The organism is Algibacter sp. R77976, from assembly GCF_044594645.1.
Classification (GTDB): domain Bacteria; phylum Bacteroidota; class Bacteroidia; order Flavobacteriales; family Flavobacteriaceae; genus Algibacter_B.
In genome coordinates, this window is the sequence record NZ_CP138989.1 from 275380 (window position 1) to 291153 (window position 15774).

11 protein-coding genes are annotated in these 15774 nt (G+C 32.1%); 9 read left to right on the plus strand and 2 right to left on the minus strand.

Going from position 1 to position 15774, the window contains the following annotated elements; all coding sequences use genetic code 11:
• Positions 1-5: 5 nt before the first annotated feature.
• Positions 6-1271 carry an MFS transporter gene (locus tag SJY43_RS01275; protein ID WP_396602041.1) on the minus strand — a complete coding sequence of 422 codons (1266 nt, stop codon included), beginning with the start codon at positions 1269-1271 and terminating at the stop codon, positions 6-8.
• Between the two features lie 13 nt (positions 1272-1284).
• Positions 1285-1914 (minus strand): GntR family transcriptional regulator, encoded by a 630-nt coding sequence (locus SJY43_RS01280; protein ID WP_396602042.1) that lies wholly within the window; start codon positions 1912-1914, stop codon positions 1285-1287.
• 462 nt (positions 1915-2376) lie between these two features.
• On the opposite strand from SJY43_RS01280, the gene SJY43_RS01285 reads away from it, so the two are divergent.
• The 9 genes from SJY43_RS01285 to SJY43_RS01325 all read left to right on the plus strand — a co-directional run bounded on the left by SJY43_RS01285 (position 2377) and on the right by SJY43_RS01325 (position 15762).
• The gene (locus SJY43_RS01285; protein WP_396602043.1) at positions 2377-3714 is read left to right on the plus strand and encodes a tyrosine-type recombinase/integrase; all 1338 of its coding nucleotides are present in this window, start codon (positions 2377-2379) and stop codon (positions 3712-3714) included.
• 22 nt (positions 3715-3736) lie between these two features.
• On the plus strand, positions 3737-4006 hold the full coding sequence (locus SJY43_RS01290; RefSeq protein ID WP_292944507.1) for a hypothetical protein: 270 nt from the start codon (positions 3737-3739) through the stop codon (positions 4004-4006).
• Positions 4006-4227 carry a hypothetical protein gene (locus tag SJY43_RS01295; protein WP_396602044.1) on the plus strand — a complete coding sequence of 74 codons (222 nt, stop codon included), beginning with the start codon at positions 4006-4008 and terminating at the stop codon, positions 4225-4227. Before SJY43_RS01290 ends, SJY43_RS01295 begins: the two co-directional genes overlap by 1 nt.
• Positions 4228-4481: 254 nt before the next feature.
• Positions 4482-6539 carry a histidine kinase dimerization/phosphoacceptor domain -containing protein gene (locus SJY43_RS01300; RefSeq protein ID WP_396602045.1) on the plus strand — a complete coding sequence of 686 codons (2058 nt, stop codon included), beginning with the start codon at positions 4482-4484 and terminating at the stop codon, positions 6537-6539.
• Between the two features lies 1 nt (position 6540).
• Positions 6541-7386, plus strand: coding sequence for a response regulator transcription factor (locus SJY43_RS01305; RefSeq protein WP_396602046.1), 846 nt, complete (start codon positions 6541-6543; stop codon positions 7384-7386).
• Between the two features lie 99 nt (positions 7387-7485).
• Positions 7486-10032 (plus strand): T9SS type A sorting domain-containing protein, encoded by a 2547-nt coding sequence (locus SJY43_RS01310; protein ID WP_396602047.1) that lies wholly within the window; start codon positions 7486-7488, stop codon positions 10030-10032.
• A gap of 45 nt (positions 10033-10077) precedes the next feature.
• Positions 10078-11607, plus strand: a complete 1530-nt coding sequence (locus SJY43_RS01315; RefSeq protein ID WP_396602048.1) for a hypothetical protein — start codon at positions 10078-10080, stop codon at positions 11605-11607.
• A gap of 248 nt (positions 11608-11855) precedes the next feature.
• The gene (locus SJY43_RS01320) at positions 11856-14525 is read left to right on the plus strand and encodes a type I restriction-modification system subunit M (RefSeq protein ID WP_396602049.1); all 2670 of its coding nucleotides are present in this window, start codon (positions 11856-11858) and stop codon (positions 14523-14525) included.
• Positions 14518-15762: a restriction endonuclease subunit S gene (locus SJY43_RS01325; protein ID WP_396602050.1), complete on the plus strand. Its 1245-nt coding sequence runs from the start codon at positions 14518-14520 to the stop codon at positions 15760-15762. Before SJY43_RS01320 ends, SJY43_RS01325 begins: the two co-directional genes overlap by 8 nt.
• Positions 15763-15774 lie beyond the last annotated feature (12 nt).

Genomic DNA, 15774 nt, shown 5'->3' on the forward strand with positions numbered 1-15774 from the left:
ATTTGTTAATTATTATTTACAATTGTTTTTTCTGGATCCATAGTAAACCAAACCAATATAGCAATAAGGCTTAATACGGCACATGTTATAAAAAAGGGTTCGTAACTACCTGTCCATTCAAAAAAGTAAGGAAAAGCTATTATGGTAATAAAGGCTCCTAAATTTCCTGCCATATTCATGGTACCAGATGTTACACCTGCATGTTCTTGACCAACATCAATACAAAATGCCCAAGAAGGACTAAGCGTCATATCTGCACCAAAAACTGCCATTGTCATAAAAGCAATAGACATTACCGGTGAAGAAACTTGAGTTACCATAATCATTCCTATAGCAGACAACAAAAACCCAATAATTGCTGGTAAACGACGAGACAATTTCCAATTGCCTTTTCTATAAACAGCATCTACAATAAATCCAGACACCCAGTTACCAATGGCGCCTCCAATTAGTGGAATAGACGTGTAAAATCCAGCCTCAACTAATCCAAGATCAAATCGCTCTTGAATATATGGAAACATCCATGTTAATGAAAAATAAAAAGTAAAGTTACTACAGATATATTGTAACATTGTTTTCCACATGGTTGTAGATTGTATGAGTTTAGAAAAAGGCAATGATGATTTAATTTCTTCTGAAGGCTGCTGCCTATTTTCCTTTATATACTTCAACTCCTTTGATGAGATATATTTTGAATTTTCGGGTTTGTTCCTAAAAAACACATACCACAATGCGCCATATAAAATACCGAACACTCCAAACACAACAAAAGTTTGTCGCCAACCTATTTCATTAAGCATCCAAGCAACTAAAGGCATAGCAAAGGCTGCTCCTAACCTTGAACCTGAAAAATTAATACCCTGAACAATACCTCTTTCTCCTATAGGAAACCAATTATAAACTACTTTAGAGAGCGCTGGAAAAGCACCAGCTTCTCCTGCACCAAAAAGAAATCTTATAATTAACATAGAAGTATAATTCCATGCCGCACCAGTAAATGCTGTGAGTACAGACCAAATAGCAACAATACTAGCTATAGCACCTCTTGCGCCATATTTATCTGCCAATTTACCTGCAGGTGTTTGAAATAACGCATAACCTAATGTAAAAATTGCCATTATCCAACCAAAATCAGTCATACTAAACCCTAAATCATTCGAAATATCACTCTTTGCTGCGGAGATACAAGCTCTATCTACATAAAGTAATAGGGTTAATAAAAATGTACTAAACACTAATGAGAATCTTGCTGGAATTAGGGTACGTTTCATTTATTTTAGTTTATTATGTTATATTTTTCAAGGTATCCATTGATTTTTGCGTATGTTCTCGAACTAACTCCTCCGCTAATTCTCCGTTTCGGTTTTCGAGTGCTGCTATTATTGCAAAATGTTCTGGTAAAGTTTCATTTGGAGATCGTAAAAGTCCGCCACGAAATGTTCGTATCGTATTATTACCCAATAACTCCAGTTTATTTAAAATTAGATTACCACTAATTTCCATTATCTTATGATGGAATTTTTGATCTGAATCGGTATACTTAGAAACGCTAATTTCATCAACTTCAATAAATTCTTCAAAAAGCGATTTTAAATACTTTAATTCTTTATCTGTAATATTTTTAGCCGCTCGCTTTACTGCTATGCCTTCAAGTGCCATCCTGCATTCAAAAGAATCGTAAAGTATTGTTTTATTTATTTCAGTCACAAAAAAGCCACGCCTAGGAATACTTTCAATCAACATTTCATTCTCTAACATTTGAAAAGCTCTATGTAAAGGCATTCTACTAACCCCAAACATTTTTGCAATTTGCTCTTGCTTTAATTTTGTTTTAGGTTCGATTTCGTTAGTTAAAATCATTCTTTTTAACTCCCTATATATTTCATAACTTAAATCTTGATGCTGTATCTCCAATACATTATTTTTTGAGTTTAATAAAATAGACGCTGCCTCTAAACATTTCCTACTCCAAATATACAGTATTTTGTATACAAAATATACAAATGAATAAAAATATATCTATTCCCAATATAAAATTATTTAAAAGTGGCTACTTTGAAAATATTGAGGTTTTGCTCTCCAATAACTATTAGGGCTATACCCCAAGAATATTAAGAACATAAAAAAAGAGTAACCATTTCTGATTACTCTTTGCTTAGTAGCGGGAACTGGACTCGAACCAGTGACCTTCGGGTTATGAGCCTTATGCTTTATGGTTTTATATGGTCTAAAATGTATTTATATTTCTAATTATCAGTAAACTAACTATTTTACCAAATCACTTAAAACCATATAAAACCACTAAATGTTTTACAAATGTTTTACACTAACTCAAAACCTTTGCTTATATTTATAGTTCCAAAACACCTATATAATATGGCAACTGTAAAGATACTACTTTGGAAGCACTATAAAAAGAAAGATGAAAAATACCCTATTGCTCTGCGTATTACCAAAGACCGTAAACCAAGATATATATTCACGGGAAAATATATCTTAGAGAAAGATTGGGATCCTATTTTATGTAAGGTAAAAAAATCACACCCCAACTCGGCAAGGCTTAACAACTATCTTTTAAAGAAACTCGCTGAAGCAGACGATACGCTCCTTGAAGCCACATCAAATAATGAGATGGTTTCAACGAAACAAATACAGAAGAAAGTAAAACGAAAAGGCAAGAATGTATCATTCTTTCAGCATGGTGCACAACGAGTAAAAACCAAATATGATAAAGGCACTTTTTCAGTTGCTCGGTCAGAGCTTTCAATCCTATACAACATTAAGGAATTCATGAATCTCAGCGAAACTGGTTCAAAACAAATTATAATTGAAGGTATTAAAGAGCGTAGAAAGTCTCGTCACAAAAAAGGCATGAACCCGAAGACCTCAATTATGCTTGGAATAAAGAGCTTTGAAAAAGATGAGACGCTCTACTTTTCAGATGTAGATATGGCATTTATTAATAAGTTTAAATCATTCTGTAGCACCTACCTTAATCATAAGGAGAGAACACTCACGAATCAATTAATTTTTATCCGAACACTCTATAACAATGCTATCAAAGAGGGAATAGCCAATGAGAAGTTTTATCCCTTTGCTGGTGATAAGGAAAAAATTAGAATAAAAAGTAGTCTCAAGATTGGGTTAAGCAAGGAAGAAGTAACCAAAATAGAAAACCTTGAAGCAGAAATTGATAGCACTATTTGGCATACAAGAAACGTTTGGCTTTTCTCCTACTACTTTGCAGGAATAAGAATTTCTGATGTTCTTATGATGAAATGGTCAGATTTTGTTGATGACCGACTTATGTACGTCATGAACAAAAACGATAAAACAGTTAGCCTTAAAATTCCAGACAAAGCTCAAACTATCATAGATCATTATATGAATGATAAACAATCTAAAAATGATTTTGTTTTTCCGTTCCTCAAGAAAGCAAATCAAAAAGACCCAGAGGACGTTTTTGTAAAAGCACGAAACGCCACCAGTCTTTTTAATAAATACTTAAAGCGTATCGCATCACAATGTGAGATTGATAAAAACCTATCAAATCACATTGCTAGACATACCTTCGGTAACATTGCTGGCGATAAGATTAATCCTTTGATGTTACAAAAGCTCTACCGTCACACGGATTTAAAAACAACGATTGGCTATCAAGCTAACTTCATAAATAAGGATGCAGATGATGCACTTGATGCCGTTATCAATTAACAGAATTTTTTATCTTTAACACATGGAAGTAATTTGTTTACAAGATGAAGCCTTTTATAAGCTCATCGAAGATGTTGTAGAACGCTTAAAAGAAAAGCAAAATATCACACACGACAAGTGGATATCACCTGAACGTGCTATGGAGGTTCTCAATATTAAAAGTAAAACCACACTTCAAAAATTAAGAGATGAAGGGCAGATTACTTTTTCTCAGCCACAAAAGAAAATCATTCTGTATGACTACGACTCTATCTTGGACTATTTAAAATCACATACTAAATCATCGTTCTAATGAATACAGAAAAATACATTAAAGGATTTAATGATGGTTATCTTTTGAAAGAACATAAGCCAGAGCTTTTAGAGAACATCTTAAATACCACTTCCACCAATGATTATATTCAAGGGCTCAAAGATGGGGAGCGGACTTATAGCCAAGAAAAAGTAAAATCAAGAACTCAAGAGTTAAAATCTTCCAGAACCAAAAATCGAGATCTTGGATTAGAAAGGTAAAATCTACCATTCAAATACAATTATATTACTAATCATTCCTTTGGAGTTCATTTATTTTTTACACCACAATCAAAACAATCAATCATTTTACGGTTCAAAACCACGTAAAAAATAAACTTAAAACTGTGAAAATCTAATTTTTTCGAGTGAAAAAACACTATAAATTAGTGATAATTGATTTGTGAGAAATAACCATTGATTTCTTTTGAATGTTAAAATTTTAACATTTATATTTAAGGATTAAATTATTGAGTATGAAGCTATATTTTCTTTTTCTAATAAGTCTTTTAACGATGAATTTTTCTGTTTTGGGACAAAACGAAAACATTAATGAGTTGGAAAAAGATTTTACTGAAGAAAAAAACAAGACGGCAAAACTAAAATTACTAAAAAAAATAACGGATATATATAAAAATAGTAATATTCACAAATACGGTATTTATTCAGATTCAATAGTATCCATATCAAAAAAGGAAAATAATAAAGCGTATTTAGCAGAAGGGCTATTTTGCAAAGGATTATATTTTTATAAGATTTCTGAAAACGATTCTTCTTTGCTTTATTATAAGAAATCATTAAAACTTTATAATAAATTAAAGGATAAAGAAAAGGTATCAAATGTAATTGGAAATATTGGTCAAGTATTTCATGAACTGGGACAAAAAGACTCATCAAAGCATTACATTAATAAATCAATAAAAATGAGTATAGCAATTAACAATTATTCCAGGCTCTTTTATTGCTACTATAGTTTAGGAGTTTACGAAAGTGAAATGAGTAATAATTCGAAAGCTGTTGATTATTTAATAAAAGCTATTGATTATGCAAATAAATCTAACAATGACAGGCAAGTAGCAAGAGCCAATGGAATGTTAGGGGTTATATACGACGAACAAGAGTTCTACGACGAAGCTGAAGAAAAGTATTTTAAATCTTTGAAGATATTCCAAAAACTTAATGATAAAAGAGGGATGGGTGTTCAGTATGCAAATTTAGCTGGATTATATGCATTAAGAGACGGAAACTATGAAAAGAGTAATGAACTTCACCATAAAGCAATAATGAACTATAAGGCAATTGGTTCAAAAAAGAATACTTGTATTGCTCAATATAATCTTGGGAGAAATTTTTTAAACCAAAAGATATTAGACTCTGCCAGATATTATCTTAACAAATCTTACTCTTTAGGTAAGAGTATTGGATATGAATATGGGACAGCAGGAGTTTTAACGGATATAGCAGAATTAGAATATCTTGATAAAAATCACAGATTGGCGGAGCAACTATTGAAACAAAGCTTAAAAGAACTTGAAAGTGATGACTTTATGTATGAAAAATCAAAAGCTTTAATGTTAACAGCTACTATATATGCAGATCAAAACAGATATGAAGAAGCGTATGATAATTACGTTCATGGTAAAGAAATAGAGGATTCATTATTTTCATTAGAACGCTCAACCAAAATATTAGAGCTCGAGACCAAATATCAAACTGAAAAAAAAGAAAAAGAAAACCTCCAACTCAAAGCCGATAACACAGAGCAAGCATTATTAACCCAAAAAGCCAATACCCGAAACTGGATATTAGGGTTGGGAATATTACTCTTGGGTGTTTCTGCATTCTTTATCTGGAGACGCTACAAAGCTGAAACTAAAGCCAAACAAATCATCAGCAACCAAAAGGACGAAATAGAACAACAAAAAAACATAGTAGAGACTTTGCAAAAGGAGTTGCATCATCGTATGAAAAACAATCTTTCGTTTATAGATTTATTTATCAATCTTGCTAAAGGTCGTTTTGAAGACAAAGCCTACCAAAACAAACTTAACGAATTACAAAACCGCATGCGCAGTATGTTTGAAGTGCACAAACAACTCTTTAAAAAAGACGATATTACGACTGTACAGGCTAAAAATTATATCGATACATTGGTTAAAAATGTTAAACAAGCCTATGAGAAGGACAGTATAACTATTACTAACACAACTAATGAAAAAGAAACGCTATTAGCCAACACCTCTTTTCCTATTGGGCTAATCGTAAATGAGTTTGTTACTAACTCGTATAAATATGCTTTTGATGACCAAAAAGAAGGGACAATAAATATCGTCTTAACCTCTCTAGATAATATATATAAGCTATCACTTAAAGATAATGGTAAAGGCTTATCAAAAGATTTTGATATAAATGAGTTAGATTCCTTTGGTTTAGAAACCATACAACTATTAACTAAAGAATACGGAGGAACTTTTGAAATAGATGGAACCAATGGAGTAACCATGAACATAACACTCCCAAAAACTGCTACATAACATGAAGACAAAAGCTCACATACTAGTTGTTGAAGACAAATCGTTGATTTACAAACGTCTTAAAATGATTTTGAAAGCGCATCACTATTCAGTTGATGATTACTCACCTAGTGTAGAAGAAGCTGTTGGAAACATTAACAAAAAAAGACCAGATTTGGTGCTACTGGATATTGATTTGCAAGGCGAACATAATGGCATTTACCTAGGAGATTTATTAAAGAGGGAATACAACATTCCTTTTATTTATGTAACTGATTTGGATGACGACCAAACTTTTTACGAGAGCCTACAAACCAAACATGATGACTTTATTCCTAAAAAGGACATTAACCTTACTAAAGAAGAACCAATTGTTATACAAACCAAACCACATCTAGATGAAAAGCGGTTAATTCGTTCCATTCAAACTGTTTTACAAAAGCAATCTGAAAAAACTCATTTGAAGAAAGAAGGTGTTATGGGACTTATTGGCTATCTGGATGACATAAAAGAATTCGATAAAAATAGCGTGACAAGAATACCTGTAAAATATAAAGACATTGTGTTTTTTACAGTAAAACCATTTATAAATGAAAATGAAGAAACCGAAACCCTAAGAGCTAATTATTTATGGTTTAAAACTATAAATGGCGAGTATTTTTTCTTAAAAACTTCTCTTAGAGATATTCAAAAAACCTTGCCTTATCATTTTGTAAGAATCAACGAAAGCTACATTGTAAATATTTCTCCAGATATATTAAAAGGTCGTATTAACGGCTCAAGACTTTGCATCCAAAACCAAGAATTCACCATAAAAAACACATACAAGGAGGAAGTAAAATCTCGGTTAGAACATTTTTACTACTAGCGAAATCAATTTTCACTAGAAAAGATACGATTATCACTATAATTTTTTATTAGTTTTTGAATGTTGCATTTTGGCAAGGTAAACCTAAATCTTGTTAAGATGAAAAAAATATTACTATATGCTCTAGCATTCTTTTGTACACTCCTCGTATCGGCTCAGGTACACACAGGAGATTTAACTTTAACTACACAATCTGAAATTGATAGTTTTAATTTTACAGAAGTTACAGGGCAATTAACAATTTCAGAAACAACCAACGGTGGAATAACAAATTTAAATGGATTAATTTCTTTAACAACTATTGGTGATGGTTTACTAGTTGATGGTAATAGCAGTTTAGTTTCTCTAAATGGACTTGAAAATTTAACTTCGGTTGGAGGAAGTGTTGATGTTTTTGGAGAAGGTGTTGGAATAAATATTCTCAATAATAATGCTTTAACTTCAATAAGTAGTTTAAGCAATATTACATCCTTAGAAAGCAACATTATAATAAATGGAAATGAATCTCTTGTTTCTTTAGATGGTTTACAAGGGATTACTACTTTAAATGCCAATTTACATATTGAAAACAATTATGTATTAACTTCAGTTGAAGGTTTAAATAATTTAACTTCAGTAGATGGAGTTGGTTTTTTTGGAGGAGGAATTCTAATAGCTTCTAATCAATCATTAATTTCTCTAAATGGGTTAGATAACTTAAGTTCTATACAAGGATCGTTTACAATCTCAAACAATAATTCCCTTACTTCGTTTGAAGGAATTGAATCATTAACGTCAATCGGTAGCAGTAATCCTATTGATGAATTTAGAATTAATGACAATATTTCTCTTACTTCACTAACAGGATTAAACAACCTGAACCTTATTGGTTTAAATTTCATAATATTTGATAATGATGCTCTTACCTCTTTAGAGGGTTTAAATAATATAACTAGTTTTAGTGGAGATTTAGAAATATCAAAGAATGACATACTTACTAGTTTAAGTGTTCTTAATAATGTTAGTTCAATTGGAGGGTCATTAAAAATACATAGTAATATTAGTCTTCTAAATTTAAACGGATTTGAAAACCTAAACAATATAGGCTCTAATTTACATATTGGCCATATTTCTGGCTTTGTTGGAAACACCTCACTTATTTCTTTAAACTCATTGAATAATATAACTTCAATTGGAGGAGATTTGACAATAGAAGGTTGTGAATCTTTAGAATCTCTTGATGGATTAGAAAATATTGTAACTCTAGGTGGAAACTTACAAATCGGAAGAACAGCATCAAGCAATAGTTATGATTATCAAAATTTTTCATTAACAAATCTTTGTGCTGTTATGCAATTAATAACTAATGGGCAAGTAATAAATAACGAATATTTCATAGAACATAATGGGTATAATCCAACATATACTGAAATTCAAAATAACACTACGTGTTTTGTTGCACCTGGAGATAATGGAAATGGTATATATGGCGGGAATTTGCGAATTACCACTCAAGCAGAAGTAGATGATTTTACTTATACAGAAATCACAGGATATTTAGATATCAATGATGGAGAAACAGGAAATATTCAGGATTTAACTGGATTAAGTGAGTTAACAAAAACAGGCGGAGATTTGCTAATTGTTTATAATTCTGCAATTTCATCAATAAATGGTTTAGAGAATATTACATCTGTAAAACGTTTACTTATAGTTAATAATAACGCTCTTAATTATATAGGTGGGATAAATACTCTTAGTTCAGTAAATGGGGTATATATTGCAAACAATAGTTCTTTAACTACTATTGATGGATTTAGTTCCGTTACAAATTTAAGTTTAGATATAAATATTCTAGAAAACATCTCTTTAACTTCATTAAATGGATTTGACAACCTTTTAACTGTCGATGGATTTATGCAATTTAATGGAAACACAAGTCTTAATTCGCTAACAGGTTTTAATAACCTTTCTTATGTTGGTGAGCAATTTAATGTATTAAATAGTGTTTCCTTACAATCCATAAATGGCTTTAATACTTTAAATTCTATCGGAGGTTCATTACAAATTTATGATAATGTAGGGCTGACATTAATAAACGGATTGAACACATTGGAATCTGTAGGTCAAAATTTGGCAATTCAAAATAATTCTTCTTTAACTATGATTGATGGATTAAGTAGCCTATTGTCTGTTAATGGTTTTTTACAAATTATTGATAATCCTAACCTTAACTCAATTGAAGGATTAGGCAACCTCGAAATTTTAGGTGATTTTTTTGCGATAGTAAATAATCCTGAATTCTCAAACTTTTGTTCAATTTCTCAGCTCATAACAAATGGCCAAGTAACAAGTAATGAATATTTTGTATCAGACAATGAGTATAATCCAACAATGCAAGATATAATTGATGGTAATTGTACACTCAGTATTGGAAATTTTGAATTTGCAAAAGTCAAAATATACCCAAACCCAACAACAGATTACATAAACATTAAAACTAATAACCCAATCACAAAAGCAGAACTCTACAACCTTCATGGACAAAAAGTAAATGCTTCTTTTTCTAATAATATAGTTGATGTTCAAGATATATCTAACGGCATTTATTTTCTAAAACTACAAACAGATAAGGGAACGGTAACAAAAAAAATAATTAAAGAATAGCTACCAAACAAAGTCTTTCTTTTTCAAAAATTTCAAACTAAAAAAATGAAAAAAATTTTATTCGTCTTCTGCTTGCTATTTTCCACAACTATTATCGCTCAAAACATGCGCGATGTTGTGCATCTCAAAAACGGTAGCATTATAAAAGGCACTATTACCGAAATGAATCCTTCAAAAAATTTAAAAATTAAAACCGCTGATGGCTCTTTATTTGTTTATGCTATGAGCGATGTTCTAAAAATGGAAAAAGAAGAATTTGTAGGTAATGAGGTGAATCAAGAAACCTCAACTTCGGTAAGTCAATCTGCATTAGATAATTTCTTTTCCGATTATTTAACTCAAAAAAGACCTGCACTAGAATTCGTTGGAGTCTCTAAAAAAAATGGCATTAAAAAAGATGTTTTTGGTCAGAAAATATATGAAATTGAATATGAACTAATCTTTGAAACAAAAGAGAATATTTATATTAATGCTTCTCAATTTGGTTCTGCATGGTCAAACAAGTTTGTTGATGATTTTTCCTATTCACTAAAAGGTTCAGATGGGTATGAAGCTGCTTTAGCGGGAGCAAAAAAACTTATAGAAAAAGGAAACCGAATTGTATCTAATGGTACGTTAAATTTTGAACAAACAGATAATGGCTGGAGAGCTACCAGTTTTAGAAATAAAAATTTTAAAACTGTATCATCTAATTATATTTCTCCACAAATGGCTGAGCAAAAGAAACGAGATAATGCCAATAAGCTAGCATCATATATTTCTCAAGGCGATTGGAAAAATGCAGATATTCCAGAAGAAGAATTATCAACTTTGTACTACCAAGCAGATAATGTTCCTATTTTTGAAAGCAGTACTACTAAGTTTTCAACTAAAAAACATTTAACATGTAATGATTGTAGAAACGACAATATAAGAGCTATAGATGCAGGAATAAAAAAATCTATTCAGTCAATGAATAGATATAACATTTCGAATGATACCGAACACTCTAGTTCTCCAAACGCTTCAAATATCATTTTTTACATTACTGATATTAACTTTAAACACCTTGGAGTTAAAGAAAATGGCGACAACAAAGGCTTTTCTTGTGTTATTAATTATTCAATAGCAATTGATGCAATATTTAATTCTCCTCAAAATATTGAAATAACTGACCAAAGAGCAAATAAAGCCAGTTCAAACTTATTTAAAACCTACTATGACAAAAAAAGTGCTTTTTACGCAGCAGTTTCAAAGCTAAATGAAAACATTTATTCATTTATGATGAAGTATGAACCCTACGCACTCGAAGTAATTAGGATTAAATCAAATGATAAAGGAAAAATAGAAGCAGTTATTTTAAAAAAACCTAACTTATTTCCAAATATTAGAAGAGGGGAATTCTTAATTTATCAAAAAGGAGCTCTTTCAGTTAAGAAAAACAAATATTCATTATCTTCTAGTGTTGGTAAATGTAAATTCAAAGGCGAAATAAATGGAGATGAGATTTCTTGTGAAATTAGTGGAGGAAAAAACAGAAAAGCATTTGCCAAAATAAAAACACCAGCAGATTTCACAGCTATGTCATCATTCTAAATTGAATACCTGTTTTGATTAAATAAATAATTCTTTTCATTTGCTATTATCATTTTAAATAAAACTCCAGCCCTTTTGCTGGAGTTTTTATTTGCTAAAAAGTGACTTTAAATATTTTTTTGCCTCAAAAATTCTGCAACTTTAATACTTGTTCGTCACCTCAAAATTTATATCTTTAGGGGTTTAACTTTTCTTTCAAAAACCAGATACTAATGTCGTTGATTTTTATGCATTAAAACACTTGGGGATTGTATAAGAAAAAGTTACAATTAGACCCATACGTTAAGGATAAAAAACAAATGACCTTCGAGAAAAAACAAAAACTAACATTACCTAAATTAGAGTCCCTCCTACTCAAAGCCTGCGATGAATTGCGTGGCAAAATGGACGCTTCAGAATATAAAGAGTTCATCTTTGGGATGCTCTTTTTAAAACGTGCCAACGATAAATTTTTAGAAGAACGTAAAAAGCTTAAAGCCGAATACGAAAAAAATAATATGCGTGCTGACCTTATCAAGCGTCAGCTATCCAACCCTTCAAAATATGACTTCTACGTTCCTCCTATCGCACGATGGACGCTTACCGATGAGGAGAAAGAGGAAATTGCAAAAGTTGCTGATGAAGATAACCGAGATTTCAAGGGTATTTTACACCTCAAAAAGAATGTAGGTTCTGGCTTAAATAAAGCACTTCACGCCATTGAAGATGCAAAGCCAGAAGTTTTTGAAGACGTCCTTAAAAATATCAATTACAACCGCAAGGTTGGGAAGAAAACTATCGATGATGCCAAATGGGTTTCATTCATCGAAAAATTTAACGACATCCCTCTAAAGGATGAAGATTTTGAATTTCCAGATTTACTAGGTGCCGCTTATGAGTTCCTTATCAAATACTTTGCCGATAGTGCTGGTAAAAAGGGCGGGGAATTCTACACGCCTTTTGAGGTGGTTAATTTAATGACCAGAATTCTTGCACCAAAACAAGGAATGAGCATTTATGATCCTGCGGTTGGTTCTGGTGGTATGCTCATTCAAGCCAAAGACTTTATTGCAGAAAATGGTGGCGACCCAAGAGACATCTCAATTTTTGGTCAAGAAGACAGCGGTACGACGTGGGCGATTTGTAAGATGAATATGATCCTGCACGATATCCGTAATGCAGATATCCGTAATGAAGACACGATTAAAAGTCCAGAGCATATTGAGGACGGAAAGCTAATGACCTTCGACAGAGTAATTGCAAATCCTCCGTTTTCTCAAAATTACTCTAAAAAGGAAATGAAGCACCCTGAACGCTTCCACACCTTTATGCCTGAAGGCGGTAAAAAAGCCGACTTTATGTTCGTTCAGCATATGGCAAGCGTGTTGAAGAACAATGGTAAAATGGCGGTAGTAATGCCTCACGGTGTACTCTTCCGTTCTGGAGACGAGAAAGAATGTAGAGCCAAATTTATTAGTCGTGGAATTTTAGAAGCCATTATTGGGTTACCATCTGGTTTGTTTTACGGTACAGGAATTCCTGCCTGTATTATGGTATTTAATAAAAAAGATGCTAAGGCTCGTAATGAAATCCTTTTTATCAATGCTGATGCAGAATATAAAGAAGGGAAAAATCAAAACAAGCTACGTCCAGAGGATATTGAAAAAATAACCAATACCTACAATGCTAAAGCTGAAATACCAAAATACAGCCGACTAGTGCCTGTATCTGAAATACAAGATGAAGACTACAACCTCAACATTCGTAGGTATGTAGATAACTCGCCAGAACCTGAACCTCAAAACGTCAAAGCACACCTTAATGGTGGTATTCCTCGTGAGGAAGTTGAAGCACTCAACGAGCAATCAGAGGCACTTTTTGGACTCAACAACAGTTTATTTGAAACAAATAAAACTGATTTTTACGCTTTCGCGAAAGTGGTAACCAGTAAAGACAGTATCAAAGACATCATAGAATCTAGTGGCGAAGTCCAACAAAAATATGCCGAATACGAGACGCATATAACCGATTGGTGGCACAAATACCATAAGGACTTTGAAAACCTACCTAAAACTAAAAACCCAGCATTACTGCGTAAAAAAGTAATGCCTGCCATTATAGAAGATCTAAATCACTTTAACGCTTTAGACGAGCACGAATTACGTGGTGCTTTTGCACAATTTTGGGACGAGTTGCGCTTTGATTTTAAAAGTGTAGCCGCCAGCGGTTGGGGACCAGAATTGATTCCTGAAAAAGACATCTTACAAAGCCAGTTTCCTGAAGTATTAGAGCAAATAGAAGACGACAAAACGCGTATTGCGGAATTAGAAGGTTTATTTAGTGCAGCAGACGATGAAGATTATGAGGATGAAGATGACACAGGTATCTTATCTAAAGAAACGGTAAAGAGTTTAAAGACTAAACTAAAAACACAAAACACCAATATTAGAACCTTTAAAAAGGAACTAAAAGAATTAAAGTCTGCTCTTAAAATATTAGAGAAAAGTGATAATGCCGATAAAAATGAAATTGCAACCATCACGCAGAAAATAGATAGCTTAGAAAGCACACAATTAAAAAAAGCAGAGCAGTTAAAAGTTAATATTAATAACCAGTTAGAAAACCACAGCGCACTTGCTAAAGAGTTGCGAGACCTAAAAGGCAATATAAAAGCAGCCGAAGCCAAAAAAGATGAACTGATTGATGCAGCACGAATGCAAATATCTGAAGAAGAAGCCAAAGCATTAATACTAGAACGTTGGCTCAACACCTTACAATTACAATACAAGGGTTATGTAAAAACCTTTATAAACGATTATATGACCAAAGTGCAAAACCTCTTTATTAAATATGATGTCACCATCAAGTCTATTTTAAATAGTAGAGATAAAGATGCCGAACAATTAAACGAATTTTTAATGGAGTTGGGATATGAATAATTGGAAAGAACTACATATAGGTAACGAAGTAAATATACTCTCTGGTTATCCTTTTGATTCAAAAAGATTCAATACTAATAAAGAAGGAAAACCATTAATAAGAATTCGTGACATTTTAGAATCGTCGATTAGCACTTATTTCTCTGGAAGTTATTCTGATACTTTCTTAATAAAGAAAGGGGATATTCTAGTAGGTATGGACGGCGATTTTCACGTAGCTAAATGGAATAATATTGATGCTTTATTAAATCAACGAATTCTAAAGTTGCATCAGAAAAAAGATGCTAAAATTGACATTGATTATTTCTATTATTTCTTACAGCCATTTCTAAAAAAAGTGCACGATGTTACCGCTGCAACAACAGTAAAACATCTTTCAACTTTTGACATCATACGAGCGAAAAAAAGGTTCCCTGAAGTAAGGCACCAAAAAAAAATAGCAAAAATCCTCAGCACTATTGATGCAGTTATAGAAAAAACAGAAAATACCATCACCAAATACCAAGCCATCAAAAAAGGAATGATGCACGATTTATTTACTCGTGGTATTGATGTAAAAACAGGACAGTTAAGACCTAGTTTTGATGATGCACCGGCTTTGTATAAAGATTCTGAAATTGGTTTAATTCCAAAAGACTGGGATATCGAATCTATAAAAAATTCCACATATTTGAAAGGACGAATAGGGTGGCAAGGATTAAGAGCTGATGAGTTTATTGAAGAAGGTCCTTTTTTGGTCACAGGTACTGATTTCATAGATGGTGAAATTAAGTGGGGAAATTGCTACCACGTTTCTGAAGAAAGATTTGCAGAAGCTCAATATATCCAGTTAAAAAATGATGACTTTTTAATTACTAAAGATGGAACCATCGGAAAACTTGCTTTTGTAAGTAATTGCCCTGATAAAGCAGTTTTGAATAGTGGTATCTTCCTAATGCGTTGTAAGAACAGTAGTTATATAAACCGTTTTTTATTTCATATGCTAAGTTCCTCTCAGTTCGATAAGTACCTATATAAAACCTTGGGAGGATCAACAATTATTCACTTATACCAAAGAGAGTTTGAAAAATTCTTGTTTCCATTACCAAATAAAACAGAGCAAAAACTAATTATCGAGAAAATAGATTCCTTAATAGGTTCAATCAAAAAAGAAAAACAATCCTTGAAAAAATATGAGAACATTAAGAAAGGCTTAATGCAAGATTTACTAACGGGTAAGGTAGAAGTAAAAGTTTAACTAAAAGCAACA